The 26991-nt window shown below is 43.8% G+C and carries 17 protein-coding genes; 12 read left to right on the forward strand and 5 right to left on the reverse strand.

Annotated features, from left to right (window positions below; genetic code table 11):
- The first annotated feature begins 307 nt into the window (after window positions 1–307).
- Entirely contained in the window at window positions 308–4822 is a 4515-nt protein-coding gene (gltB, locus tag A8C56_RS17710) for a glutamate synthase large subunit (RefSeq protein ID WP_067759016.1), read from the forward strand.
- Between the two features lie 54 nt (window positions 4823–4876).
- Window positions 4877–6382, forward strand: a complete 1506-nt coding sequence (locus tag A8C56_RS17715; protein ID WP_067759019.1) for a glutamate synthase subunit beta — start codon at window positions 4877–4879, stop codon at window positions 6380–6382.
- Between the two features lie 565 nt (window positions 6383–6947).
- On the opposite strand, the gene A8C56_RS17725 is transcribed toward A8C56_RS17715, so the two are convergent.
- Window positions 6948–8528 carry an OmpA family protein gene (locus A8C56_RS17725; RefSeq protein ID WP_067759024.1) on the reverse strand — a complete coding sequence of 527 codons (1581 nt, stop codon included), beginning with the start codon at window positions 8526–8528 and terminating at the stop codon, window positions 6948–6950.
- Between the two features lie 196 nt (window positions 8529–8724).
- On the opposite strand from A8C56_RS17725, the gene A8C56_RS17730 reads away from it, so the two are divergent.
- From A8C56_RS17730 to A8C56_RS17755, 6 genes are all read left to right on the forward strand, one after another.
- Window positions 8725–9687 (forward strand): polyprenyl synthetase family protein, encoded by a 963-nt coding sequence (locus A8C56_RS17730; protein ID WP_067759027.1) that lies wholly within the window; start codon window positions 8725–8727, stop codon window positions 9685–9687.
- A gap of 20 nt (window positions 9688–9707) precedes the next feature.
- A complete protein-coding gene (gene recJ / locus A8C56_RS17735) occupies window positions 9708–11387 on the forward strand; it encodes a single-stranded-DNA-specific exonuclease RecJ (RefSeq protein ID WP_067762217.1) in 1680 nt (559 codons plus the stop codon).
- 313 nt (window positions 11388–11700) lie between these two features.
- The gene (rpsF, locus tag A8C56_RS17740; protein ID WP_067759030.1) at window positions 11701–12060 is read left to right on the forward strand and encodes a 30S ribosomal protein S6; all 360 of its coding nucleotides are present in this window, start codon (window positions 11701–11703) and stop codon (window positions 12058–12060) included.
- A 1-nt stretch (window position 12061) separates the two neighbouring features.
- On the forward strand, window positions 12062–12325 hold the full coding sequence (gene rpsR, locus A8C56_RS17745) for a 30S ribosomal protein S18 (RefSeq protein ID WP_067759033.1): 264 nt from the start codon (window positions 12062–12064) through the stop codon (window positions 12323–12325).
- Window positions 12326–12473: 148 nt separating this feature from the next.
- Window positions 12474–12920, forward strand: a complete 447-nt coding sequence (gene rplI / locus A8C56_RS17750; protein ID WP_067759035.1) for a 50S ribosomal protein L9 — start codon at window positions 12474–12476, stop codon at window positions 12918–12920.
- A 208-nt stretch (window positions 12921–13128) separates the two neighbouring features.
- Window positions 13129–13464 carry an RNA recognition motif domain-containing protein gene (locus tag A8C56_RS17755; RefSeq protein WP_067759038.1) on the forward strand — a complete coding sequence of 112 codons (336 nt, stop codon included), beginning with the start codon at window positions 13129–13131 and terminating at the stop codon, window positions 13462–13464.
- 755 nt (window positions 13465–14219) lie between these two features.
- On the opposite strand, the gene A8C56_RS17765 is transcribed toward A8C56_RS17755, so the two are convergent.
- Genes A8C56_RS17765 through A8C56_RS17780 form a run of 4 tightly spaced genes read right to left on the reverse strand, consistent with a single transcriptional unit; the run spans window position 14220 to window position 21163 of the window.
- Window positions 14220–17852, reverse strand: coding sequence for an efflux RND transporter permease subunit (locus A8C56_RS17765; protein ID WP_067759045.1), 3633 nt, complete (start codon window positions 17850–17852; stop codon window positions 14220–14222).
- A 46-nt stretch (window positions 17853–17898) separates the two neighbouring features.
- Entirely contained in the window at window positions 17899–19104 is a 1206-nt protein-coding gene (locus tag A8C56_RS17770) for an efflux RND transporter periplasmic adaptor subunit (protein WP_067759048.1), read from the reverse strand.
- Between the two features lie 27 nt (window positions 19105–19131).
- Entirely contained in the window at window positions 19132–20538 is a 1407-nt protein-coding gene (locus A8C56_RS17775) for a TolC family protein (protein ID WP_067762219.1), read from the reverse strand.
- On the reverse strand, window positions 20525–21163 hold the full coding sequence (locus A8C56_RS17780; RefSeq protein WP_067759051.1) for a TetR/AcrR family transcriptional regulator: 639 nt from the start codon (window positions 21161–21163) through the stop codon (window positions 20525–20527). The genes A8C56_RS17775 and A8C56_RS17780 overlap by 14 nt, the downstream gene beginning before the upstream one ends.
- A 198-nt stretch (window positions 21164–21361) precedes the next feature.
- Between A8C56_RS17780 and A8C56_RS17785 the strand changes: the two genes are divergently transcribed.
- The 4 genes from A8C56_RS17785 to A8C56_RS17800 all read left to right on the forward strand — a co-directional run bounded on the left by A8C56_RS17785 (window position 21362) and on the right by A8C56_RS17800 (window position 26974).
- Entirely contained in the window at window positions 21362–21967 is a 606-nt protein-coding gene (locus A8C56_RS17785) for a DUF502 domain-containing protein (RefSeq protein WP_067762221.1), read from the forward strand.
- 75 nt (window positions 21968–22042) lie between these two features.
- A complete protein-coding gene (locus tag A8C56_RS17790; RefSeq protein ID WP_067759054.1) occupies window positions 22043–23263 on the forward strand; it encodes a DUF1015 domain-containing protein in 1221 nt (406 codons plus the stop codon).
- A 279-nt stretch (window positions 23264–23542) separates the two neighbouring features.
- Window positions 23543–24712: an acyltransferase family protein gene (locus A8C56_RS17795; protein WP_067759058.1), complete on the forward strand. Its 1170-nt coding sequence runs from the start codon at window positions 23543–23545 to the stop codon at window positions 24710–24712.
- A gap of 378 nt (window positions 24713–25090) precedes the next feature.
- Window positions 25091–26974 carry a chloride channel protein gene (locus A8C56_RS17800; RefSeq protein ID WP_067759061.1) on the forward strand — a complete coding sequence of 628 codons (1884 nt, stop codon included), beginning with the start codon at window positions 25091–25093 and terminating at the stop codon, window positions 26972–26974.
- The last annotated feature ends 17 nt before the right edge of the window (window positions 26975–26991 follow it).

Here is a 26991-nt window from a genome sequence, read left to right on the forward strand (position 1 = left end):
TTATTCCGGTTAACACTAAATGACGCATAAAAATAGCCAATAAATCTTATAAACCATCGTTCTGCTATTATAGAAAAGACTGGCTTTCAGTACAAAATCACCGTGGCTACCGCTCTTCAAAGGTTGGCTGAAATAGTTAGATATTTTTAATATAAAAAAGAATATTTTTAAATAATTTCTATATTTATCCGGTTTATTACCTAACATGTCTAAATTAATTAATTTTTTATTAATTTACATGGCTCGATTGCCCACTCTGTATTGAAAAGCCAAACTTTATTTTATTAAAACCGTTTGTTTAAAAAACATGACAGAAAAAAAAGGATTATACGACCCTTCATTTGAACGTGATGCATGTGGAATTGGTTTTGTTGCCAATATCAAAGGCAATAAGAATCATCAGACCATTTCAGATGCACTTACTGTTTTAGAAAACATGGATCACCGGGGGGCCTGCGGCTATGAGCCCAATACTGGTGACGGGGCAGGTATTATGATTCAGATACCACATGAGCTTTTTTATGATGAGTGCCTTCAGTTAGGCATTTCACTGCCGGCGATTGAGGAGTATGCAGTGGGAATGATTTTCTTTCCAAGGGATATTAAAAAGCGCGAAGAATGCAGGGATATTTTTACGCGTGCTGCGCAAAAAATGGGAATGAAAGTGATCCGTTGGCGCAATGTACCGGTAAATCCTGCCGGCATTGGTTCTTCTGCTCTTGCAGTAGAACCGGACATTGAACAGGTATTTCTTCAGAAGCCCGATAAAATTAAAACGGCTGAAGAATTTGAACGCAAGCTTTTTGTATTGCGTAAGTACGCCACCCATATGACCACCAATACAGTTAAAAAGGATCCTATCGGTTTTTATATTAATTCGCTTTCCTGCAGAACCGTGATTTACAAAGGCCAGCTGACCAGTTTTCAGGTGCGTTCTTATTATAAAGATCTCACTGATCAGAGAACTGTTAGCGCATTCGGGCTGGTACATTCCCGTTTTGCCACAAACACCTTTCCCTCCTGGCGCCTGGCGCAACCCTTCCGTTTTATTGCGCATAACGGGGAGATCAACACGCTGCAGGGCAATCTGAACTGGTTGCGCTCCAGTGAACGGGGTTTTGAATCTCCTTTATTTACAAAGGAAGAAATGGATATGCTGGTGCCTATTGTAAGCAATAATCAAAGTGACTCTGCCTGCCTGGATAATATGATCGAGCTGCTGGCGCTTACAGGCCGTTCACTGCCGCATGTAATGATGATGCTGATCCCTGAGGCATGGGATGGCAATGAGGAGATGGATCCGGCCAAAAAAGCATTCTATGAGTTTCATGCCTGCCTGATGGAGCCCTGGGACGGTCCTGCTTCCATTTCATTTACAGATGGAAAAATCATTGGCGCTACGCTCGACAGGAACGGTTTAAGGCCCTCCCGCTACTGCGTTACCAGCGATGGCCGGGTTATTATGGCCTCTGAAACGGGCGCGTTGCCGGTAGATCAAAGCCTTGTTATTGAAAAAGGGCGCCTGCAACCGGGTAAAATGTTTGTGGTAGATATGGAGCAGGGACGCATCATCAGCGATGAGGAACTGAAAAAAGAGATCTGCTCTCAGAAACCTTATGCCGACTGGCTGAACAAATACAAGATCCGGTTAAATGAATTGCCGGAACCAAGGGTCATGTTCACCAACCTGAGTGAAGACCAGATCTTCCGCTATCAGAAAGCTTTTGGTTATACCTCTGAAGACGTTGAAAACATCATCCTTCCCATGGCCATCAATGGCAAGGAACCTATCGGTGCTATGGGAATTGATACGCCGCTGGCCGTTTTAAGTGACCAGCCACAGCACATCACTTCCTATTTTAAACAGCTTTTTGCCCAGGTAACCAACCCTCCTATTGACCCCATCAGGGAACGAATGGTCATGTCCCTGGCTACTTTTGTGGGCAATAACGGCAGCATGCTTATAGAAGATGAAATGGATTGCCATGTGGTAGCGCTGAAGCAGCCTATCCTTAACAATTTTGAGCTGGAAACATTAAGAAGTATTGATACAGGTACTTTCCAGGCAAAAACACTTCAATGTTATTTCAGGGCCGACGGTAAACCCGGTTCCCTGGAAAAAGGACTGGATCGCATTTGTGCTTATGCTGAAGATGCCGTAAACGACGGTTTTGAAGTGTTGGTATTGCAGGACCGGGCTATCGACAGCCAGCACGCGCCCATTCCATCGCTGCTTGCTGTTGCAGCTGTGCATCATTACCTGATCAGAAAAGGACTAAGAGGCAAAGTAGGGCTGGTGGTAGAAGCCGGTGATGTTTGGGAAGTGCACCATTTTGCATGCCTGTTAGGCTTTGGTGCCACGGCCATTAACCCTTACCTGGCTTTCTCCACCATACATAATTTAAAAGAGTCCGGAAAGATTAAAACAGATATTTCACTGGACAATCTTTACAAAAATTACATCAAGGCGGTTAGCGACGGATTGCTCAAAGTGTTCTCAAAAATGGGGATTTCCACGCTGCAGTCCTACCAGGGCGCGCAAATATTTGAGATCATCGGTATCAATCAGTCTGTTGTAAGCAAATACTTTACCGGTACTACCTCACGTATAGAAGGTATGGGGCTGGATGAGCTGGCACGCGAGGCACTGGCAAAGCACAGTTTTGGCTTCAGCCCGAAACCGATTCCTGTAGACCAGCTGCCCACAGGCGGTTTTTATCAATGGAAACGTAAAGGAGAGACCCATTTGTTCAACCCCCAAACCATTCACCTGCTACAGTATTCCACAAAGATGAACGATTACAACATCTTTAAGAAGTATACCAAACTGGTGAATGACCAGACCCAAAAAGCCATTACACTGCGGGGATTGCTGGATTTCAAACGCAGCAGGAAGCCCATTCCTGTTGAGGAAGTAGAGCCTGCAGAAGCTATTTATAAACGCTTTGCCACAGGAGCCATGAGTTTTGGCTCTATCAGTTGGGAAGCGCATACCACATTAGCCATAGCTATGAACCGCCTGGGCGGAAAAAGCAATACAGGAGAAGGCGGGGAAGATGAAGCACGCTATACACCGCTGGAAAACGGCGATAGCATGCGCAGCGCTATTAAACAGGTTGCCAGCGCACGTTTTGGGGTAACCAGTTTGTATTTAAGCGAGGCAGATGAGCTGCAGATCAAAATGGCACAGGGTGCAAAACCTGGTGAAGGCGGACAACTCCCCGGCGACAAGGTAGACGACTGGATCGGCAAGACCCGCCATGCTACTCCGGGTGTGGGCCTCATTTCTCCTCCCCCGCACCACGATATTTATTCTATTGAGGATCTGGCACAGCTAATATTCGATCTTAAAAATGCCAACCGGCATGCGCGTATCAACGTAAAACTGGTAAGTAAAGCCGGCGTAGGCACTATTGCAGCAGGTGTAACAAAAGCCAAAGCAGATGTAGTGCTGATCTCAGGTCATGACGGGGGAACGGGCGCCTCTCCGGTAAGCTCTATCCGCCATGCGGGCCTGCCCTGGGAATTAGGCGTTGCCGAAGCACAGCAAACACTTGTAAAAAACAAACTGCGCAGCCGTGTGGTATTACAAACAGATGGTCAGATGCGTACCGGGCGGGATATTGTCATTGCCGCCATGCTGGGCGCAGAAGAATGGGGCGTTGCAACCGCAGCCCTGGTGGTAGAAGGATGCATTATGATGCGTAAATGCCACTTAAATACCTGCCCTGTTGGAGTAGCCACCCAAGATCCTGAATTAAGAAAAAGATATACCGGCAACCCGGATCATGTGGTCAACTTCTTCAGATTCTTAACAGAAGATATGCGGGAACTGATGGCGGAACTGGGTTACAGAACGGTTAATGAAATGATCGGTCAAACGAACGACCTTAAAGTCAGAGAAGGAATCAGTCACTGGAAATATAAAAACCTGGATCTGTCCCCGATCCTCTATCGTGAAAAAGAAGAGGATGGCGTTGGGCTTTACCACTCGGAAGAACAGGATCATGGATTAAAATCGGTGCTGGACTGGAAATTCCTGGAAGCAGCCCAACCGGCTATTGAAAACGGAACCGTGGTAAAAGCGTCCTTTGATATTGTAAATACGGACCGCGCCGCAGGTACTATTCTCTCTCACGAGATCACAAAAAAATACCGTTCAGCCGGATTACCGGAAGATACCGTACACATTAAATTAAAAGGAACAGCAGGACAAAGCTTCGCAGCTTTTTGTAATAAAGGGATTACATTAGAGCTGGAAGGTGATGCCAATGACTATTTTGGTAAAGGGTTGAGCGGTGCAAAACTGATCGTTTACCCGGACAATAATGCAGGCTTTGTTGCAGAAGAGAACAGCATTATTGGTAACGTTGCCTTTTACGGAGCTACCAGCGGGCAGGGCTTTATACGCGGAAAGGCAGGCGAGCGTTTTGCGGTTCGTAATTCCGGGGCTACAGTAGTTGTGGAAGGCGTGGGAGATCATGGCTGTGAATACATGACAGGCGGCCGCGCTATTATCCTTGGTGATACAGGAAGAAATTTTGCTGCAGGTATGAGCGGAGGCATTGCCTATGTTTATGATGCCAGCCAGAAATTTGCCGGCAATTGCAATAAGGAAATGGTAGAACTGGATCCCGTTGATAACAATGATATCCTGTTCCTCCAGGAATTCATCTCCAAACATTACGAATACACAAAGAGCCCGGTTGCCAAATTCATTTTAGATGATTTTGATAATCAGCTAAAAAACTTTGTAAAGGTCTTTCCTTCAGAATACAAAAAGATCATACTCGCAAAGGAAGAGCAAAAGCAGTTGGCATAAACAATTTACAGAAGCAGTAATCAGCAAACAAAAACAGAAATCAGCAATTAAAATATGGGTAAACCAACAGGATTTTTAGAGTTTACAAGACAAGCTCCCCGGAAGAAGCCAGTAGAGGAACGCATACAGCACTATAAAGAATTTGTTGAGCTTTTCCCGGAGGACCAGTTAAACAACCAGGCGGCAAGATGCATGGACTGTGGTGTTCCTTTCTGCCACAGTGGCTGCCCTTTAGGGAACGTCATCCCCGAATTCAATGATGCCGTTTATCGTAAGGAATATAAAGAGGCATATGATATTTTAACAGGCACCAATAATTTTCCGGAATTTACCGGCAGGATTTGTCCTGCACCCTGCGAATCTGCCTGCGTGCTGGGCATTAATCAGCCTCCCGTTGCCATTGAGGAGATTGAAAAACATATTATTGAGATCGCTTTTGAAAAAGGGTTCGTTTCCAGAAAAGCCCCCAATATCAGAACCGGTAAAAAAGTAGCTGTAGTAGGCAGTGGCCCCTCAGGCCTTGCAGCTGCTGCTCAGCTGAACTATGCCGGGCATCAGGTAACGGTTTTTGAACGCGATGAAAAGCCCGGAGGGCTCCTGCGTTACGGTATTCCGGATTTTAAACTGGAAAAATGGGTTATTGACCGCCGTATTGCCGTAATGGAAGAAGAAGGAGTAGAGTTCAGGTGCCACGCCAATGTAGGTAAAAACATCAGCATTCATGACCTGCTGAGAAATTATGATGCCATTGTATTGTGCGGTGGCAGTACCGTTCCCAGGGACTTACCAATCCCGGGAAGGCAACTGAAAGGCATTCATTTTGCGATGGACTTCCTTAAGCAGAATAATAAAAGAGTGGACGGCAAAGATTTCCTTGCTCATAAAGATATTGAAAGCAATATCCTTACTGAAGAAGTAGTAGCTACCGGTAAAAACGTGGTAGTGATCGGCGGTGGTGATACCGGAAGCGATTGTGTAGGCACCAGTAACCGGCACAAGGCCTCTTCCGTAACACAATTTGAGTTGCTGCCAATGCCTCCCAAAGAAAGAACCGATGCAATGCCCTGGCCCTCCTATCCCATGCTCTTAAAGACCACTACAAGCCATGAAGAAGGAGCCAATCGCCACTGGTCTATTGCTACAAAAGAATTTAAAGGTGACGGGAACGGCAATCTGAAGTCGCTGGTAGTGGTTGACCTGGAATGGAAAACGCCCGAACCGGGAAAACCTGCACAATTCACAGAAATACCCGGATCAGAGAGGGAAATGCCCTGCGAACTGGCCCTGTTGGCTATGGGCTTTTTACATCCGCAGCACGAGGGCCTGTTACAGGAACTGGATGTAGAACTGGATAACCGGGGAAATATAAAGGCCTCCGATCAGGAATATAAAACAAATATTCCCAAGATCTTTGCGGCAGGCGATATGCGCAGAGGGCAAAGCCTGGTTGTATGGGCCATCAGCGAAGGCCGCGAATGTGCCCGTAAAGTGGATGAGTTCCTGATGGGCCACTCTGTTCTTGAGACCAAGGAACAATCAGTATTGTTATCTTTTGAATAAAATAAAAAGTATCCCTGACAAAAAAGGCGGCTTTATTGCCGTCTTTTTTATTGACCTGCCCCAAGGGTCCGGATATCATTACTTCTTTTATTGTTATACGAAGTAGATACCTGGTTTTTGGTTTTATACGGAAATGGCATTTTAATCAGGCCAGAAGTTTCCGCAAAAAATGTTCCGGACATTCGGAAGAACAAAGAGGCTTGATCCAGGACTTCACTTCGTATCAGTCAACCTATCCGTTCAGCAGATCAGGACAGATCCCAATCATATTTTATCAATCCAAAAGCACCATTCTGATACTGTTCTTTCAAAACCAATCAGATACATTTTTAATACTACTATTGAAACACAAAAGCAGTACAAGTACAACCAAGCAAAACAGATTCCGGGTTCCATTTATGCCGGGCCCTGCTGACAATAGCTGTTATGAGTGGGACCGTTTAAGCTATAGCAGTAATATAACTGAACTTACATTATTAGTGCTCTGTAGTAAAAAACAGCAGTCCGGAAAATAAAAAACCCCTCCCAAACGGGAAGGGTTTGTATTTGTTATAGCAAAAAGTTACTATTTTTTGCGAAGATTCGGATGCGGAGGAGCCACTGTGTTGGGTCCGTCTTCTCCGGGAGCGGCAGCACGGATATCTACTGTGTTGCAGTCTCCACCTTCTTGACCAGAAGAGAAGATAAATCTGTCTCCGCTGATACCTTCTTTTTCCTGTAAGTGAGTGATCACTTTATTTACGTGATCCCAGCTTAATTGTTGCTGTTTCTTAGTAGCAGCGCAATATCCAACTACAACTACTTTACAGTTTGGATTAGCCCTTAATTTAGAAGCTACAGTAGCTAAAGAAGCAGCAGCGTCATCAGAAAGTTTGTTAGAATTAGGAGCAAAAGTTACGCTTGGTAATGCACCTAATAAAGTAGCACAATCATCTGCAGGTTTTACTCCGCAACCTTCTGGACAAGGACATTTACCTACGCCATCAGCATCAACCGGCTGGCAATATGTAGGAGTAACCAGTTCTTTGTCTTTACAATCAGGAACACCGTCACCATCAGTATCACGGCTAACACCATGAGTATCTACCGGGCATCCGGCAGGAGTTTGCTCCTGGTCGAATTGGTCAGTTACACCATCACCATCAGCATCCGGAAGAACTATTTCGGGCACACGACGCAGTTCGCCATATGCGTAGTTCAGCGGGTTTAACCAGTACAGGGGCTCAACTCTTCTGGATTTGTTGCCCAGATTAAAGTTCAGGCCGATAGTTCCGTAGTTATAGAAGTCTCTGGAAAGGTTACCAGCTGCAGTAGGTAATACACCGTCCAGATAATCGCTAAACGGAGTAATGATGCGGTCTTCTATAGCAAGATTTACACGGTCGCTCAGCCTGAAAGCAATACCTAAACCTGCAGTAACAGAAGGTTTTGCATATCCGGCGAACATTTTGTTGTAATTCTCAGAAAGCTGACGGTTGAAAGAACCATAATTTCCGTCAATCGCATCCCTGTAATTTTTCAGGATGTCTTTCCGGTCATTATAATTTCCGGAACCCGCATTTGACGGCTGAGCGGTAGCATTATACTCTGGCCTCCAGGTGTTTACACCAGCACCTACGATACCATAAAGGGTAACGGATGTTTGGTTTTTATAAAAGCGGATGTTGTGAATGTTAAACAACGCCTGTAAAGACAGATCCTGTGCTTTTGTTCTGTAGTTGGGAACCCAGCTACCACCAGGACCGTTACCAGCAAAATTGCCGGCTCTCCAGCCTTCACCTTTAGCAATACCATAAACATATTCCAGTCTTAAAGACATCACATGTCCTAAAGATTTACGGATATGGGCACCAAAACCGAAGGATGCAATGTTTGCAGGAACATCTCCTATTACGGTGAAAGATCCACCTTTAATACCGATTTCCCACATGTCTTTTGGTTTAGCAGGATAATCGCTGGTACCAACAATAAAATCATTATTCTGCTGCAGTCTTTTGCCGGAATAATAGTTAGAGTCAGTAACAGAATAAGTACCGTACAGCGGGTGTGGCGCTGTGTACGGGTGCGAAGGGCTTACCTGAGAAAACCCTGTGGACGCAATCAGGCAGCCTATACCTGCCAATAAAGTGTACTTTTTGCTTGTCATAACTAAGGATTAAGATTTAAAAACGATTTCCTAAAATGAATAGCAAATTTAAAGCCATTTCTTAAATAAACAAATTTTTAACCTAAAAAAATAATAATTTTTTGATCACCGGAAATTCATTTTTAGTTAAAAATGAAGATTTTAAATGTGGAAAATTACTTGATTTAAGCTTATTTTGCCTATATTTTGTCTATAAATGAAGCTACCCACCTCACTTATAAAAGAAGAATTAGAGAGTTTTGAAGAACGGTTTAAAGGTGCAGTAAAAAGCAATACGCCACTTTTAGACCGTATTATGCGGTATATTGTTAAAAGGAAAGGTAAACAATTACGGCCTATGTTTGTTTTTCTTTCTGCAAAGCTGTTTGCCCCTACCTCTGAAGCTACTTACAGGGCTGCTTCTCTTGTAGAGATCCTGCATACTGCTACCCTTGTTCATGATGATATTGTAGATGACTCTTTGGAAAGAAGGGGTTTTTTTTCGACCTACGCCCTTTGGAAGAATAAGGCCTCAGTACTCGTAGGCGATTACCTGCTGGCTACCGGGTTATTGCTTTCGCTGGAGCATGGAGATCACCGGATGCTTCAGCTTATGTCTGATGCCATTCAGAAAATGGCTGAAGGAGAATTGCTTCAATTGGAAAAAGCACGTTCCCTGAACCTGAAGGAAGCGATTTATTACGACATCATTAAGAACAAAACGGCCTCTCTTCTCGCCTCTGCCTGTGCAGCAGGCGCGTGGTCTGTTACCCAAAACGAAGAAGCAACAGAAAAAGCCAGGCTTTTTGGTGAAAAAACGGGCATCGCCTTTCAGATAAAGGACGACCTGTTCGATTACGCCAGCGAAGATGTAGGAAAACCTACCGGAAATGATATTAAAGAAAAGAAAATGACCTTACCTTTAATATATACTTTAAATAATACAGACAGGGCAACCCGGCAAAAGATCATTAATATTGTAAAAAATAATAATAACAATAAACCAAAGGTGCAATGGGTGCTGGATATGGTAAAAGAAACCGGTGGCATTCAATACGCAACGGAGAAGATGGAAGCGTTTAAGCAGGAGGCTTTGGATATATTAAAAACCTGCCCGCATAATGAATACAATGCCGGTCTTACAGAGCTTGTGAATTATGTAACCGAAAGAAAATACTAACCTTGGAAAAAAAATGGACAATGGCCGTAACGGAGGAGGCTTCTGTTGAGGAGCTTCGGAGCGCGCTGAAAATACACCCGGTTCTTTGCAGCATACTGGTACAAAGAGGCGTTACCACTTTCAGCGATGCTAAGAATTTTTTTCGCCCGCAACTGGAACAACTGCATAGCCCCTGGCTGATGAAAGATATGGATAAAGCCGTGGCCCGCATCCTTACCGCATTGAGAGCCAATGAAAAAATACTGGTCTTTGGCGATTACGATGTAGATGGCACTACAGCAGTGGCGGTGATGTACCGTTTTTTAAAAACACAGCACCGGCAACTGGATTTTTATCTACCTCACCGGTATAAAGAAGGTTACGGCATCAGCAAGGCAGGTATTGATTTTGCAAAAGAAAACGGGTTCTCCCTGGTGATCGCACTGGATTGTGGTATTAAATCTGCCGATCTTATTGATTATGCCAATTGCCTGAATGTTGATTTTATCATCTGCGACCACCACCTTCCGGATACAATTATACCGAAAGCAGTGGCGGTGCTGAACCCCAAACAAAAAGATTGCAGTTATCCTTATAAAGAGCTGTGTGGTTGTGGCGTTGGCTATAAATTAATTATCGCGCTTTGTGAAAAGCTGGGCTTACCATCTTCTTTCCCATACCAATATCTTGATCTTGTAGCCACCGCTATTGCTGCGGATATTGTGCCCATAACAGGCGAAAACCGTATCCTGGCCTTTTATGGACTGGACATCGTAAATAAAGCACCCAATCCCGGTATAAAGGCGCTGGCTTTTTTAAGCGGCGCCCAACAGCCACTGCATATCTATAACCTGGTTTTTATGATCGCCCCAAGAATCAATGCTGCAGGACGCATGGATGATGCACGCAAAGCAGTGAAGCTTTTTGTTTCAGAGACCTATGAAGAAGCATTGACCTACGCAGAGCTCCTGCACAATGATAACAGTGAGCGTAAAGAGGCTGACGCCAGTATTACAGAGGAGGCCCTGGGGCTTATTCTGCAAAATGAAACCTGGATTTCGCGCAAATCTACCGTGGTTTATCAGCCCCACTGGCATAAAGGCGTGGTGGGAATAGTAGCATCAAGATTAATAGAACATCATTACCGGCCCACCGTTGTTTTAACTGAAAGTGGCGGGTATGCAGCCGGAAGTGCCAGAAGCGTGCCTGGCTTTAATCTCTATGAAGCCATTCATGCCTGCAGGGAATACCTGCTCGGCTACGGCGGTCATTTTGCCGCAGCAGGACTCACACTCAACAAAGATCATATTGATGCATTCCGCGAAAAATTTGAGGAGGTAGTGGCAGCATCCATTACAGAAGATCAACAGATTCCCGCAATCCTGATTGATGCGGAAATAAAATTATCGGATATAACCCCCGCGTTCTATAACATCATCCGGCAAATGGAGCCATTTGGCCCTGGAAATATGACCCCTGTTTTTGTTGCCCGTGGTGTAAAAGACCATGGCAGCAGAATTGTAAAGGAAAAACACCTGCGTTTTAAGATACAGCAGGAAGGCGTATTATTTACAGGAATAGGTTTTCAGCTTGCTCATAAGTTTTCCATTATTGAAAGCGGGCATCCCTTTGACATTGTTTTTAAAATTGATGAAAATGAGTGGAATGGTCAGAAAAGCCTGCAGTTAAAAGTAGAGGATCTGAAAGCTGCTGTTTTTTAATTGCCGGATTGGGTTAGTCCCCCCAAAAGGAACTTTACAGCTCTTTTCCCGGCATTGTGTCTCTGATTGCTGATAAAACTGACAACAGACCGCTCTGCCGGATATATTGAACTACCCGGGCTGCTAATGTACAGGGTATTGGAACATAGTTGAGCCTGAAGCAGCTGTAAATGAAGCTGGTAGGTGTTGTATCGCCTATAGCTCAAAAATCAAGGATCCAGGGGATAAAAATCAGAAAATTAGTCCTATCTTTGCAGCCCCTCAGGGAAACCTGAGGTCTATTTTTATTTATTTATTAAAAACAATTTGGGTAATGAACAATTATGAATTGATGGTGATTTTTACCCCGGTTTTAAGTGAAGATGAGTTTAAAGCTGCTCAGAAAAAGTTTACAGCACTGGTAACTGAAGCAGGTGGCTCTATCATACATGAAAATCCATGGGGACTAAAATCACTGGCGTACCCTATCCAGAAAAAAACCACCGGTTTGTACTGGGTATTGGAATACACTGCGCCATCCGACTTCAATGAGAAGCTGAAAATCCAGCTTCTGCGTGACGAGAATGTACTGCGTCACCTCTGCACTAAGCTCGATAAATTCGCCGTTGAGTATAATGCAAAAAAGAATAGTGGCGTAAAAACAGGAACCGAAAAAGCAGTGGAGGCTCAATAATATGGCAAAGAATGAAATCAAATATCTGACCGCCATTAAGACGGACAAGCATGTAAAAAAGTTTTGTCGTTTTAAAAAATATGGCATCCGCTACGTTGACTATAAAGACGTAGAGTTTTTAAAAAAATTCCTGAACGAACAAGGAAAGCTGTTGCCCCGTCGTATTACTGGGAACAGTCTTAAATTTCAGCGCCGCGTTTCTGATGCAGTTAAAAAAGCCCGTCAAATGGCGCTGTTGCCTTACGTTGCAGATCTTTTAAAATAGTTGATAGTTCATAGTTCATAGTATTTTCTGTGAACCATGAACTATCAACTATGAACTATCAATTACTATTAGTAACCATCCCTAATGGCGCCGGCGGCGCCAGACAGTCGCAATCTCAGATTGGGCTCCGGGAGCTAAAACAACAATAATGGAAGTTATTTTAATTCAGTATGTGGATAACCTGGGCGCTGCCAATGAGGTGGTAAATGTAAAGAACGGTTATGCCCGTAACTATCTGATACCCCGAAAATTAGCTGTAGAAAACAACGACAGCAACCGAAAACAGCTGGAAGAACGTTTAAAACAGGCCAAAAAGAAGGAAGCAGCAATGCTGGCAGAGATCAACAATGTTATTGCCAAACTGAAAGAAGCTCCCTTGAAACTGGGCGCTAAAACAGGCACGAGCGGTAAAATTTTCGGAAGCGTAACCAACCTGCAGCTGAGCAGGGCGATCCGCGAGCAAAAAGGCTATGAAATTGACCGTAAGAAGATTCATATTGCTGATGATATCAAAGAGTTAGGTACTTATAAGGCCACTATTGATTTCGGCAACGGTCACTCTACGGAAATAGATTTTGAAGTAGTAGCTGAGTAAGAACAGTTCCAAAAAAATTTAAAAACACACTCTTTGAGTGTGTTTTTTTTGTTATTTCTGCCCCAAAAAAAGGTACAGCAAATAAATTAGCCTATATTTGATATAGAATTATGGTGTTCTTTCAGTAATAAAGTTTCAGAATATTTTTAATGTTCATTGAATTTGGTACTGTTTTGGCACTCTTTATTTTTTTTTAAATTCATACAAAATGAACATTTACGTAGGAAACCTAAGCTGGAACCTTAAAGACCAGGACTTACAGAATTTATTTGCCTCTTATGGCGAAGTTGCCTCAGCAAAAATCGTATCAGACAAATTTACCAACCGCAGCAAAGGATTTGGCTTTGTAGAAATGGCTAATGACGACGAGGCCAAAACAGCTATTGACGCCTTAAACGGAACCGAGGTTGATGGAAGAAATATTGTGGTAAATGAAAGCCGTCCGAAAGAAGGTGGCAGCAGCGGTGGATATAAGAAGAAAAGCTTTGGCAGTGGCGGTTACAAAGGCGGTGGCGGCGGCTATCGTGATCGCGGCGGCTATTAATTTTTATTCTGCAAGGAATATTGAAGCTTCTTTACCAGAAGCTTTTTTTATGCACTAAAATTCAGGGGCAAAAAATAATATCATTTATTTTTAATTGCACCAAGTGAAGGCATGGCTGGAGCCTGACGAAACCTGATCCTCCTTCGTCAAACTGTAATGACAAGTGTCATAAGTTGTTGGAAATGAATTTACATAAGGAATGTCATTCCGGCCGAATGGAACGGAGCGGTTCCGGAAGCTTTCGGAAGAGCGAACAATCTCTCCGATAATACAGGGATCCCCCGGCTTCTCCCGCTATCGCGGGATGCGCCGGGGATGACGATTGAAAAATGGTCATCCCAATAAGCTTAAAGGCAACGCTTTTATGATTGCCTATGGGCGACCGTATTCTTTTAATCTAATCTAAATGGTATAAGAAGCTAACGGTTGCTGTTATCCGCTCATTAAAAAAAGAAGTAAATTTATACACAAAAACGTTTTGTATGAAAACAGCAAGCACTACATTCCGCGTTCTTGTAATACTTATTTTTCTGTCTGTGTTTTTTGCAGCCTGTATGCCTCCAAGGCACAGACCCCGCCGCCCACGGCCACCCAGGAGGCCTTTCACACAGGTGCAAACAGAACCCCATTCAGCATACAGATTTGTATCAACACCTCAGCCTTTTGCAGCTACCCTGTAATTTTGGTCTTTAAAAAGATCATGGTGACCAAAAGGCCACCATGATCTTTTTAATATCTAAGGCTAATGGAAGCTTTTAAAACCAACTGCCAATAAAGGCTTCATTAACGCTGTCCGCCTGGTTGGCTAACCGGCTCCTTCTCCGGGCCACTTTACGTCTTTGCCGGAACATAGCGGCCAATGTCATAAAAATAAACAGTACTGTAAGTGGTGGTATACCCATAAAGGAAACCCACTTCCCTCCAAAGAGCCTACGCATCGGGCGTTTTAGCCGCTCGGCAATCAGATACATGCTGGGCACCATTACCAACGTCATAAAAAAGGCAAAAGCCAAACCAAAAATGATGGTCCATGACAGCGGTTTCCAGAACATTACATTATCACCACCAAAGAAAATTTTCGGATTCAGCTCCGAGAACATTGTAACAAAGTTGATGTTAAACCCAACGGCCAAGGGAATCAGCGCCATAATAGCTGCCAGGGCTGTTAACAATACAGGAATGATCCGTGTTTTACCTGCCTGGATTACCGCCTCCCTTGTTCTTAATCCCCGGCCGCGCAGCTCATCAGCAAACTCAATTACCAGAATACCATTTTTTATTACAATACCGGCCAGGCCCAGGATCCCTACACCCGTCATTACAACCGATACGGTCATGCCACTTATGGTAAAGCCCAGCAACACACCAATAATGCTGAATACAATTTCTGTTAAGATGATGACCGATTTACTCATGGAGTTAAACTGGGCCACCAAAACCAATAAGATCAGTCCAAGGGCAATAAGCAATGCTTTTCCAAGGAAGGCACCCGTTTCAGCCTGCTGCTCTCCTTCACCGGTTTGTTTTATAGTAACATCATCTCCTGTTGCATGAAAATTACCGATAGCTGATTTTATCTGGGCATTCACAGCTGTTGGCGTATACCCTTCTGCCTCCAGCACATTACTGCGCAGTGTAATAACCCGTTTCTGATTCTTGCGTTGCACACTGCCCAGCGTATTGGTATAATCCACTTCTACCACAGAACTGATGGGAATACTTTTTACCTTTCCTGTGGCCATATCACGGAATACCACATTCATGTTTAACAGATCTGTAAGATTCTTGCGCTGCAACTCTGTATTCCTTACATAGATTTTGTACTCATCTTTCCCATCTTTTATTTTGCTGGCTTCGTTACCAAAGAGCGCGGTTCTTATAGTGTTCCCAATCTGTGCAGACGATACGCCTTCACTCAAAGCCCGTTCCCTGTTTACCTTCAGTGTCACTTCCGGGCTGGTCAGGTCCACATCCATTTTTAATTCTTCCACCCCGGGTATCTGAAGGCTATCCAGGTAGTTCTTAAGATTCACCGCCGTCGGAATCAGGTCGTCAAATTCTTCGCTGGCTACTTCAATATTAATAGGCGGGTCAGTTGGCGGACCATTTTTTTCCTGTTCCACAGAAATTTCGGCACCCGGAATATTTTTAATAACCTGCCGTACCTTGGTTAAATAAGGGGCCGTGCTTACGCCATGCCTTTTTTCAAATTCCACAAATGAAACCTGTATACGCCCCAGGTTGCTGCGCGTGCTCCGGTCACCGCTGTTCGGATCAGCAGCGCCCACTGCTACGTTGGCAATCACACTTTCCACAACCGGGTTCTTTTTGCCTTTTTCCGGATCCTGGCCCAGTGCCTGGTTTACCTTGGTCTCCAGCGTGCGCGTTACAGAATCCGTATATTTCACATCCGTTCCGCTTGGCAGCTTCAGGTACACATAAATGAAATTAGGATCTGACGAAGGGAAAAACACCACTTTGGTTCTTCCGGCGCCTGCGGATGCCCCAAATATCATAAATGAAAAAATAAGCAATCCAAAAGCACCCAAAAGCAACCAGACGGGCCTCCAGCCCTTTAACGCCCAGCGCAGCAGGGTTTCATAATGGCCCATGATCCAGGGCAGTGCTTTGTTCTGGAACTGATGGATCCAGTCTTCAAAAAAGTAGGTATGCAATATAGTAAGTACCGCCATAAAAAGAGACAGGTTTCCTATAAAAAACGCAATACTGCCTTTTTGCCCGGACGCCCATCCTATGAGATCAAAGAACACCCCTATCGCAATCATTATAATAAATGGCCTTGACCGGAATACGGCTGATTTCTTTTTATGCTCCGGGTTCTCCGCATGGTTCATAAAATCCACCGCAAATACAGGATTCATGAGGAAGGCCACAATCAGGGAGGCCGCCAGAGTAAAGATCAGCATTAATGGTAAATAGATCATGAACTTACCAATAATGCCCGGCCAGAATAAGAGCGGGAAGAAGGGTGCCAGCGTAGTCAGCGTACCGGCCAGTACCGGTACAAACACCTCTCCTGCTGCCATCATAGAAGCCCTTTGGGCATCCAGTTTTCCTTTTGCCTCTGTAAATATCCGGTGCGTATTTTCAATAACCACAATGGCATCATCTACTATAATACCCAACCCAAACAGCAGTGCAAACAGCACCATAAAGTTGAGCGTAATATTGGTACCTATAAACAGCTCTCCCAATGGAAGGAACACAAACGCCACAAACATGCTCAGCGGCACGCTCAGCGCTACAAAGAAGGCATTGGTGACTCCCATAAAGAACATCAGAATAATCAATACCAGAATAAAACCAATGACAATGGAGTTGACCAGGTCATTAAAAGAAGTTTTGGTAGAAATACTCTGATCACCCGTAATAGTCACATTCAGGTTTTGCGGGAAGACCGATTTTTTCATTTCCTCGCTGATCCCTTTTACGGCATCGACCGTTTCTATGAGGTTCTCCCCGCTTCGTTTTATGATATTTAATGTTAATACAGTTTTGCCATCCAGCCGTGCATAGCTATCCGTTTCCTTGATCGTATCCTTAATGGTCGCGATATTTTTCAGATAAATAGGATTGCCGGTATTATTACGCACAATCACCTCCTCAATATCCTGTGCTGTTTTGAACTGACCTTTTAGCTGCAGGTTGCGCCGCATATTGCCCACTTCCAGCAATCCTCCGGAAATATCCATATTTTCAGACTTCACTGCATTGGCAATATCATCAAAGGTGATACCGGATGCCTGCATTTTTGCATTATCCACATCTATCTGAAACTCCCGTTCGGGCGCGCCCACGAGGTCTACCCTTGTGATCTGTGGCAACTCTTCAATGCGGTCTTTCATTTTATCTGCATATTCCTTCAGCCGGATCCTGTCAATATCACCGCTCAGGTTCACATACATGATCGGCATTTCAGACATACTTACCTCCAGCGCAGTAGGTTCCTGGGTAAGGTCCGTAGGCAGATCCTGCTTGGCCTTATCAATGGCATCCTTTACCTTCTGCAGGGCCACTTCTACTTTTTCATTGGAGCCAAATTCAACAAGGATCATTGAATAGTCCTGAAAAGAACTGCTGGTAACCTTTGTAACCTTAACACCCGTCATTCCCTTCAACTGCTTTTCTATGGGTTGTGTAACCAGGTTCTCTATATCTTTTGGAGAATTTCCTACATATATTGTTGAAATATAAATATTGGGAATTACAACATCCGGAAAGCTTTCCTTTGGTGTTGATACAAATTTATAAACACCAAACAGCGAAACCATCAATATGAGCAGGTAAACCGTGGTACGGTTCTTTACCGCCCAACTGGTAAGGAAGAACTCCTTAAACTTTCCTGTAAAATTTTCTAAAGCACTCATAAACTCATTTTATTTGCTATGACACTCACGCGCCGCCTGTGAAATTTTATTTTGAAGCCTGTGTGGTCACTACCTGCCCTTCATGCAGGCTCTGGAACCCTTCTGTTATCAACTGGTCGCCATTAGACAGGCCCGATTTGATTTCCAGCTGATCGCGGTACAACTCTCCCACAACCACCCGCTTCTTTCTTGCTACCAGGTTGTTTCCCTCTTTAACCGCCACTAAAACAAATTTTCCTTCATTGTCTGTCTGTAATGTATTGACGGGTATTGTGATCGCATTAGAGCTGGCATAATCCTGTATTTGTACTTTTGCCAGTTGGTTAGCCCTGATAGCAGGGTCCTGCGGTACGGTAGCCTCAACATAAAAAGAGCGGGTTGTCGGGTCGATCAGTTTACTTACCACGCTGGCTTTGCCTGTAAATTCTTTATTATTGGCATCCGGTAATGTAATTTTTAACGGTGTACCTACCTTTACGCGGTCAATATAGGTTTCAGGAACATTAACAATCAGTTTCAGCACCGAAGTATTTACTATGGATATTTGAGGAACCGTTCCTGCCATACCAGAAAAGGTTTCCCCTACTTTAACATTTACCTGGTCGATAACGCCACTGATGTCGGCCGTAACATTAGTAAAGCCCAATGCTTCTTTGGCTTGCTGCACCTGTGCTTCTGCAGCACGTAACTGGCTGGTTAACGTCTCTACATTGGTTTTAGCCTGTAGTACCTGCATTTCTGAACCAATATTATTTGACCACAGGTTTTTCTGACGTTCATAAGTGGTCTTTGCCAGTGCCAACTGTGCCCTTATAACACCTGCCTGCTGCTGAGCACTCACTACAGCCTGGCGTTGTACCACATCATCCAATTTGGCAAGCGTTTGCCCTTTGCGAACACGGTCACCTTGTTTTATATATAACGCTCTCACAACCCCCGGCTGCCCCTTGGGCGCAACATAGCCGCTGTTCTTGGCATCGATCTTACCCTGAAGATCTATATAATGATCAAACGTACCGCTGCCAATCGTTGTAACGGATACGAATTTTGCCTTAACGGCAGAAGGGTCCAGCTTTTCCAGTTCCGCTTCCAGCTTTGCCAGCTCATCGTTGGTTTTTTTTTGCTCTCCTTTCAGCTTTTCAATTTTTGCCTTCAGGTCGCCTACCTTTCCTTTTTCTTTTCCACCACCACAGGCAAAAAGCACTGCCGAAAGAATAGTGATCATTAATGTACCTGTTAAAATGCTGCGCATAAAATATAGTATTAATAGTTTGGATGTTTAAAGTTTACCTGTTGCTTTTAAATAGTCGATTTTTGCGGCTACGGCACTGTACAACGCCGTGTAATAATTGGTTTGGGCCGTTTGCAGCTGTACTCTTGCATTATCTATTTCCAGTTGGCTGCCGGTACCTACCTCATATTTCTTTTTGGTCTGGTTATACACGTTTTCGGCAAGCGCCATATTCTGCTTTTGATAATCCATATTGATCAGCGCCGTTTTAAAAGTATTCATTGCCGAATCCCGTTCCCTATCAATATTCAGCTTTAATGCTTCTACCTGGTTTTGGGTTTGCTGTAATTTTATTTTGGCCTGGGCTATTTTTGCATTGGTTGCAAACCCACTAAAAATAGGGATATGTAAATTCAGGGCAATAGAGCTGGCTGTAAACCACTGGCTGTTTATAGTACGGCCCAGGGTATTATCCATCGCCATTTTTGTATAATTTCCGCTTAAAGACAGAGTGGGTATTTTGCTGTACTTATAACGCTTAACATCGTATTCATTTAACCTTTCACCCAGTAAAGCAGCCTGATAATCTTTTCTTTGGCTATAATCAAAGGCCGTATTGTCCAGAATTCCTTCCTTCAGACTTTCATCCGTTAAGGTATCTGTTAATACAAGCTGCTCGCGAATAGGCATTCCCATTAATAATTTTAATCCAAGATACCCATTGTTTACAGCGTTTAAAACCTGTGTTTTTTGTGATTGCAGGTTTGCCAGCTGCACATCCAGCTTATCAATATCCAGCTTTTCAGCAAACCCGTTATCATACATGATCTTTGTATCGTGCCTGTTCTTATTCACCAGGGCAAGATTGCTATCAATCAGCGCTACTTGTGTTTTACTTACTACCAACTGGTAGTAGATCTTGGCTATATTCTGGCGGATCTGCTCCGCTGTTACTTCTGCAGTTTTTTCTTTATAATCAATTAAGGTTTCCCTTGCCTGTAATCCTACAAAGACCTGACCGTCAAACAATATCTGGTTTAATGAAACACCGCCGTTTGATGTCCATTTTGTTCCAAACTGGGCATCAATAAAACCATAATCACCTCCTGCCGGAGGTTCTACAGGATTTCCATTCCCATCACGGACATCCAATTGTTGTAATACCTGAATAATTGCTGGTGCAAAAAAATTGGGAAATCTTTGAACAGCAACATTTGGATTGTAAGTAACATTTCCGCTTGCGCTTACCTGCGGATAAGCACTTCCTGTTACCTCCCTGTTCACCTGTTCTTGCAACCGGATATCCAGCAGGGCATTTTTTACCTGTACATTATTCTTTTGCCCGTACTCCAGGGCCTGCTGCAATGTAAAATAATGGACGCTATCCTGTGCCGTTGTTGCACCGGCTGACACCAGCCCCATGATAGCCACCGCGATCCATTTAACTGTTTGCATCTGAATGTTTTTTTTGTTTTTTATATCGTTCAATTAATTTTTGCCCTTTTGCAGTGGCCATTCCGTGCAGAAAGAAATAAAACAATTCTTCCTGCACTTCAAACAGGCGGTCCGGCACCTTATTATAAAAATCCGGCAGAAACGGAATAATAATACTTTCCACCCGGAAGCGGGCCAGCACCATACTATTTATATCTTCCCTGTACAAGCCTTCCGCAATTCCCCGTTTTATATTGTCAATGATCAGCTGATAAATAAACTCGCCCTTATAATCAATGAATTTTTTATATGCTTTCGGATGATACTTTTTCAGGTCATTCATCAGCACCGGGTTCATATTCCTGAAAAGCTGCGCCGTTTGCCCAATGGCCAGGAAGCCTTCATGAATGGCATTATCAGCTGTATTCTTATACGACCGGCATTCTTCACAATTATTAACCAATAGGTTATTAATAGCATCCTCTACCAGGTTGTCCTTGTCGTGATAATATTGGTAAATGGTTTTTTTACTGCTGCCTACAGCAGCGGCAATGTCATCCATGCTCACGCTCCTTGCGCCATATTGTATAAACAACTGAAGCGCCTGGTCACGGATGCGGACCTTATGTTCGTTCAATATTTCCATTTGCGGGGGCGAAACTATGGAAACTTTAAACACGACCAAAGTTTCCTCCAGGAAATTTCAAAAAACTTGATCAAAGTTAGGAGGGCACACCACGCATGCCTCCTTTTTTCCGGCGAACGGCTTTTTTTTACAGGCCAATCAACATAAAACAGCCCTCAATGTAACATACTGGTGAAAACTGTTATTTTTGCTGTGCTTATGGCGGTATCCGATACAAAAAAAGATAACAGTTTTGTAAAACAGCTGATCCGGTATTTTATACAGGGGTTGATCATCCTTGCCCCCATTGCTATAACCATTTATGTGCTGTACCTTCTTTTTACCTGGGTAGACAATCTGCTGCGACCGGTGGTGCTGATTCCGGGTCTGGGATTTTTGATCATTGTTCTGTCTGTTATTTTTATTGGCTGGATCAGCAGTTCACTGATCATGGAAGCGCTTCTGGATTTTCTGGATCACTGGCTGGAACGTACCCCCGGCATTAAGATCTTATATACTTCTGTGAAAGATTTTTTCCAGGCCTTTGCGGGTGATAAAAAGAAATTTACCAACGCCGTTTTAGCAAATGTTTTTGACGCTGACATATGGATTGTGGGCTTTTTAACGGATGAAGAGCTCCAAAAATTCAATATGGGCACAGATATGGTAGGCGTTTATGTGCCCCAGGCTTATAATTTTGCAGGCCAGCTGTATATTTTGCCCAGGAACCGTGTGCGTACCATTGAAAATATTTCTGCCGGAGAAGCCATGAAATATACCGTTACCGGTGGCGTGGTGCATACTGAGGATAAAAAATCGTCCTGATCAACAGGCATCCCTTTAAATTGCCCTATTTTTGCGCCACTTTATAAAACCTATTCAAATTTTTAAAAGCAGGTAATGGCAATTATCAGACCCTTTTCAGCATTAAGACCCAATAAAAACATTGCGGCAAAACTGGCATCCCGTCCCTATGATGTTTTAAACAGTGAAGAAGCCCGGCAAGAGGTAAAAAACAACCCTGAATCTTTTTTACACATTACAAAAGCCGAAGTAGATCTGCCGGAAAACGTGGATATTCATAGCAAAGCGGTTTACGAAAAGGCTAAAGAAAACCTTGCCCGTTTTCAGCAAGACGGAATATTATTCCGGGAAGAAAAGCCCTGCTACTATATTTACCGGCTTATTATGGATGGCAGAAGCCAGACAGGCCTGGTGGCTGTTTCTTCGGTAGCCGATTATGAGAACGGCCTCATAAAAAAACATGAATTTACCCGGCCGGAAAAAGAACAGGATCGTATTGACCATATGACCACTATTGAAGCACAGACCGGTAAAGTGTTTTTGGCTTATAATAACGTTGCTGAATTAGACACGTTCATCAACAACTGGAAAACCCACCACCAGCCGGAGTACGACTTTACCGCTGATGATGGAATACAACATACGGTTTGGGTGGTAAACGATGAAGCTGTAATTGCAGCCATTACCAACCTGTTCAAAGAAAAAGTGCCTGCAACTTATATTGCCGATGGGCACCACCGCGCTGCATCTGCCGCTAAAGTAAGCAAAGCCCTGCCCAACAGCGAAGAAGCAGCTTATTTCCTTACAGTAATTTTCCCGGCCGGAGAACTGGCTATTATGGATTATAACCGTGTAGTGAAAGATCTGAACGGCATGACGCCGGAAGCCTTTATTGCCGCTTTGCATGATGATTTTGAGGTAACCCACAGCATCAGCCCCGTTAAGCCGGCAACACTCCACGAGTTTGGAATGTATCTGAACGGCAACTGGTATTTGCTGAGAAGCCGCCCGGGCACTTATACCGAAGATCCCATCGGAGTGCTGGATGTGTCTGTTTTAGCAGAAAATGTGCTGGACAAATTATTAGACATCAAAGACCAGCGTACCGATAAACGGATTGATTTTGTGGGTGGCATCCGAGGCATTGGAGAACTGGAAAAACGGGTGAACAGCGGGGAGATGAAAGTGGCCTTCAGTCTGTACCCCGTTACCATTCAGCAATTATTTGATATTGCCGACAGCGGAGAAGTAATGCCTCCAAAAAGTACCTGGTTTGAACCGAAGCTGCGGGATGGTTTGCTGACCCATTTACTGTAGCATAGCAGGGCATTAACAGGAATCGGTTATATAAAAACGTTTATGGCTGTCTTTAACATACGTTCGGCAGGTTTTGTATTCATCACCAGGTATTACCATTTGAACCACAGCATATAATTGTATACAGATACATCGAAACCGCTCAAAGCTCTGTGCAAGGGATAGTTTGTGATACGACAGAAAGATATCGGCTCTTTTATTTTGGCTGCAGCATGCTGCGGCCGTTCGTTAGCCAGGGTCAGTAAATGCGTCGGATAAATACGGGATAGCCAAAATTGTATGAAAAATCGAAACGTTTGGATAGATTATCTACGGGCTTCTTTGACCGTTCTGGTAGTTGCCCACCATTCAGCATTGGCTTACACCACCTTTGCAAGTTTTGACAGGAACGCTTACATCAACTCTACGCATCCCGTTGTAGATACAAAAAGATGGGTCGGGCTTGATATCTTTGAAAACTTCAATGATATTTTTTTTATGTCGTTGCTGTTTTTAATAGGCGGATTGTTCCTTTCTAAAAGTATCGCCAAAAAAGGTGCTGTGAATTTTATTATCGACCGGGCTTACCGCCTGTTCATACCCTTTATTTTTCTGGGAACTTTACTGATGCTGATCGCTTATTTTCCTTCTTATTTTATTGTCTATAATAATACGGATATCGTTGCCTATATAAAAGACTTTTTTACAACAGAACAATGGCCGGTTGGCCCGCCCTGGTTTCTCTGGGTGCTGTTTTTATTCAACCTGTTGCTTGTATTTATAAATCCTGTCATTCAAAGATCCAAACAGGGAGTCATCCTGCTATTTGCCCGTTTTCAGAATAGTCCCTTCCGTTTCTTTTGTTTTTTGTTAATTATTACCTGGGTGCTGTATGTTCCGGTGGCGTATTCTATCGGGGCCGGTACCTGGACCGGTTTTGGGCCTTTCGATTTTCAGCTCAGCAGGATCCTTTTATATTTTGGTTATTTTATAATCGGAGCACTTATTGGGAATACCGATTTTAACCATCAACTGTTTTCTCAAAATTCAGTTATCATAAAAAGATGGTGGCTTTGGACCTTACTATCTCTCACTGTTTACCTGCTTTTGACTATAGGGTCAAAAACACTGGAACAAATGGTGAAAAACCACCAATTAAAAGAATTTACTGCCTGGATGATCTATTACACTGTTTACGTAGCATCCTGCACACTGAGTTGTCTGGCATTTATTACGGTCTTCAGAAGATTTGCACAGACCTCAAAAAAATGGTGGAGCTCATTGTCTGATAATGCTTATTTGATCTATCTGCTTCATTATGTATTTGTTACCTGGATACAATTTCTATTGCTCGGCTATGACATGCCGGCCCTTTTAAAATTTGCAATAACTTTTATAGCCGCATTAGCTTTTAGCTGGGTTACAGGCAGCCTGCTGAAAAAGAATCAATTGATCAGGCAATATTTATAACAGGTGTCTTAAACATGGCATGTGTTCACTGATATAAGACCAAATTCTCCGCAGGCTTTGCTACCGCGGGCTCCCCCGTTGCCCCGTTCCTTGACCAGTTCTGCTCCTACAAACAGTCCATGCCTCCGCATATCACCAATGATGGGACGCTTTTTCATCAGATCGCTCAACCCGTTATCTGAGTGACCGCCTGATGGATTATACCAAGACTTTGACCCTTATCAGCTATGATTTTTTATAAACACGTTCCCATTAAAGGGTTTTTAATACTTTTGCAGCGCAAAGTATTTTTGGGGTAGCCATGAATGTGCTGATTTTCCTACCTGTTTACCAGTTTCAATTACTGCCCCATCTTTTTTAGTTTAGAATTGTTGAATAATGAACAAAACCGTATTTAATTCTATCCCTATTTCCGTATCATTAAATTCCAACCTGGAAGGAGAAGCCATCAAACCAAAGCCTGTAAAAGATAAAAAGCGCCTTTTTGTTATTTCAGTGCTGGCAATCGGCATTGCAGCAATAACCAGCCTCATTGCAAAACTGCTGATTTATCTTATTGATCTTGTTGTTAATATTTCGTTTTATGGCAGGTTCTCCATTGCTGATGCTAGTCCCGCAGACAATACCTTAGGCTTATGGGTCATTATAATACCAGCAATTGGCGGCATTATTGTAGGGTTGATGGCATTATACGGATCAAAGGCCATCAGAGGGCATGGCATCCCGGAAGCGATGGAGCAGATCCTGGTCAACCAGAGCAAAATAAAACCCACCATTACCTATTTAAAGCCTCTTTCTTCGGCTATATCCATTGGTACCGGCGGCCCGTTTGGAGCAGAGGGACCTATCATTGCTACAGGGGGTGCATTAGGCTCAACTATTGGTCAGGTATTAAAAATTTCGCATAATGAGCGGAAAGTACTACTGGCCTCCGGGGCTACCGCAGGCATGTCTGCTATTTTTGGCAGCCCTATTGCAGCTATTTTCCTGGCTATAGAGTTACTGCTCTTTGAATTTTCACCACGCACCATCATTCCCGTAGCGCTCGCCTGTATTACCGGGGCAGCCGGTCATTATTTTTTATTTGATGCGCACCCGGTCTTTGAAATTACGCGGTCAATCGGCATTGTAACCAATACCTCATTATTTACCTACAGCATCATCGGCCTTCTTATTGGTGTTCTTTCTGTTGGGGTTACCAAAATTGTATACCTTATTGAGGATGGTTTTGAAAAGCTGCCCATTCACTGGATGTGGTGGCCGGCCATTGGCGGATTAGCGGTGGGTATTATCGGGTATTTTTCCCCCCGTACTTTAGGTGTGGGATATAACAATATTACAGATGTTTTGAACGGAGGCCTTGCTATAAATGTTATTGCAACGCTTTGTATCTTAAAATTTACGTCCTGGGCCATTGCCTTGGGCAGCGGCACTTCAGGCGGAACTTTAGCGCCCTTGCTCACTATTGGTGGTGCAGCCGGCGCAATTCTTGGCAGTATTGCCCTTTATTTTTTTCCGTCTTCAGGCGTTACACTGCCATTAGCTGCGCTTGTGGGCATGGCAGCAATGTTTGCCGGTGCATCCAGGGCATTTATTACTTCCATCATCTTTGCAGTGGAAACCACCGGGCAGTCCGGCGCGTTGCTTCCCTTGCTGGCCACCTGCAGTGCCTCCTATATTGTTTCCTTTTTTCTGATGGAAAATACCATCATGACTGAAAAGATATCCCGCCGGGGTGTAAAATTACCATCTGCCTATGAGCCCAACCTGTTGGAACAGGTTGCTGTGAACCAGGTAATGGACAAAAACGGCATCATCGTAAGCACCAATAATACGGTGGAACAGATCAAGGACTGGCTGGATGAGGAGCCTGAGTATAAAACCAATTATTTTATTGTTTGTGACCCGGATGGGGCCTATTCCGGCATTGTAAATGCTGCTGATCTTTATAACAGCATCAACCGCCCTGAAACCAGTATCAAAGATCTTATTTCCTTAGGTACTGCTCCTATAAAAGGTACCGCCAGCCTGCAGACCGCCATTGAAAGAATGGCAAAGGATAATATTGATGTACTGCCTGTACTTGCGCCCGATGATCATTTTATTGAAGGGATCCTTTCTTACAAAAACATTCTTTCCAGCTACAAGATCCGCCTGGAGGACAATCAACAGAAAAGCCCCAGCATTTCCCTGAAAAGAAAACGGCTTGAAATGCTGGTTCATGGCAAAAGAATCCGGAAAATGGTTAAGGGGAGCCGGTAATTTTTTGTTATAAAAAA

Origin of the sequence: Niabella ginsenosidivorans, assembly GCF_001654455.1 — a bacterium.
GTDB classification, from domain to species: domain Bacteria; phylum Bacteroidota; class Bacteroidia; order Chitinophagales; family Chitinophagaceae; genus Niabella; species Niabella ginsenosidivorans.

Bases quoted from the DNA above. Each gene is read 5' to 3' on its own strand.
- A8C56_RS17765 (WP_067759045.1), bottom strand. From the start codon at position 17,852: ATGAGTGCTTTAGAAAATTTTACAGGAAAGTTTAAGGAGTTCTTCCTT.
- recJ (WP_067762217.1), top strand. From the start codon at position 9,708: ATGGCCGTAACGGAGGAGGCTTCTGTTGAGGAGCTTCGGAGCGCGCTG.
- A8C56_RS17770 (WP_067759048.1), bottom strand. From the start codon at position 19,104: ATGCGCAGCATTTTAACAGGTACATTAATGATCACTATTCTTTCGGCA.
- A8C56_RS17800 (WP_067759061.1), top strand. From the start codon at position 25,091: ATGAACAAAACCGTATTTAATTCTATCCCTATTTCCGTATCATTAAAT.
- A8C56_RS17780 (WP_067759051.1), bottom strand. From the start codon at position 21,163: ATGGAAATATTGAACGAACATAAGGTCCGCATCCGTGACCAGGCGCTT.
- rpsF (WP_067759030.1), top strand. From the start codon at position 11,701: ATGAACAATTATGAATTGATGGTGATTTTTACCCCGGTTTTAAGTGAA.
- A8C56_RS17785 (WP_067762221.1), top strand. From the start codon at position 21,362: ATGGCGGTATCCGATACAAAAAAAGATAACAGTTTTGTAAAACAGCTG.
- rplI (WP_067759035.1), top strand. From the start codon at position 12,474: ATGGAAGTTATTTTAATTCAGTATGTGGATAACCTGGGCGCTGCCAAT.
- rpsR (WP_067759033.1), top strand. From the start codon at position 12,062: ATGGCAAAGAATGAAATCAAATATCTGACCGCCATTAAGACGGACAAG.
- A8C56_RS17755 (WP_067759038.1), top strand. From the start codon at position 13,129: ATGAACATTTACGTAGGAAACCTAAGCTGGAACCTTAAAGACCAGGAC.
- A8C56_RS17730 (WP_067759027.1), top strand. From the start codon at position 8,725: ATGAAGCTACCCACCTCACTTATAAAAGAAGAATTAGAGAGTTTTGAA.
- A8C56_RS17725 (WP_067759024.1), bottom strand. From the start codon at position 8,528: ATGACAAGCAAAAAGTACACTTTATTGGCAGGTATAGGCTGCCTGATT.
- A8C56_RS17715 (WP_067759019.1), top strand. From the start codon at position 4,877: ATGGGTAAACCAACAGGATTTTTAGAGTTTACAAGACAAGCTCCCCGG.
- A8C56_RS17775 (WP_067762219.1), bottom strand. From the start codon at position 20,538: ATGCAAACAGTTAAATGGATCGCGGTGGCTATCATGGGGCTGGTGTCA.
- A8C56_RS17790 (WP_067759054.1), top strand. From the start codon at position 22,043: ATGGCAATTATCAGACCCTTTTCAGCATTAAGACCCAATAAAAACATT.
- gltB (WP_067759016.1), top strand. From the start codon at position 308: ATGACAGAAAAAAAAGGATTATACGACCCTTCATTTGAACGTGATGCA.
- A8C56_RS17795 (WP_067759058.1), top strand. From the start codon at position 23,543: ATGAAAAATCGAAACGTTTGGATAGATTATCTACGGGCTTCTTTGACC.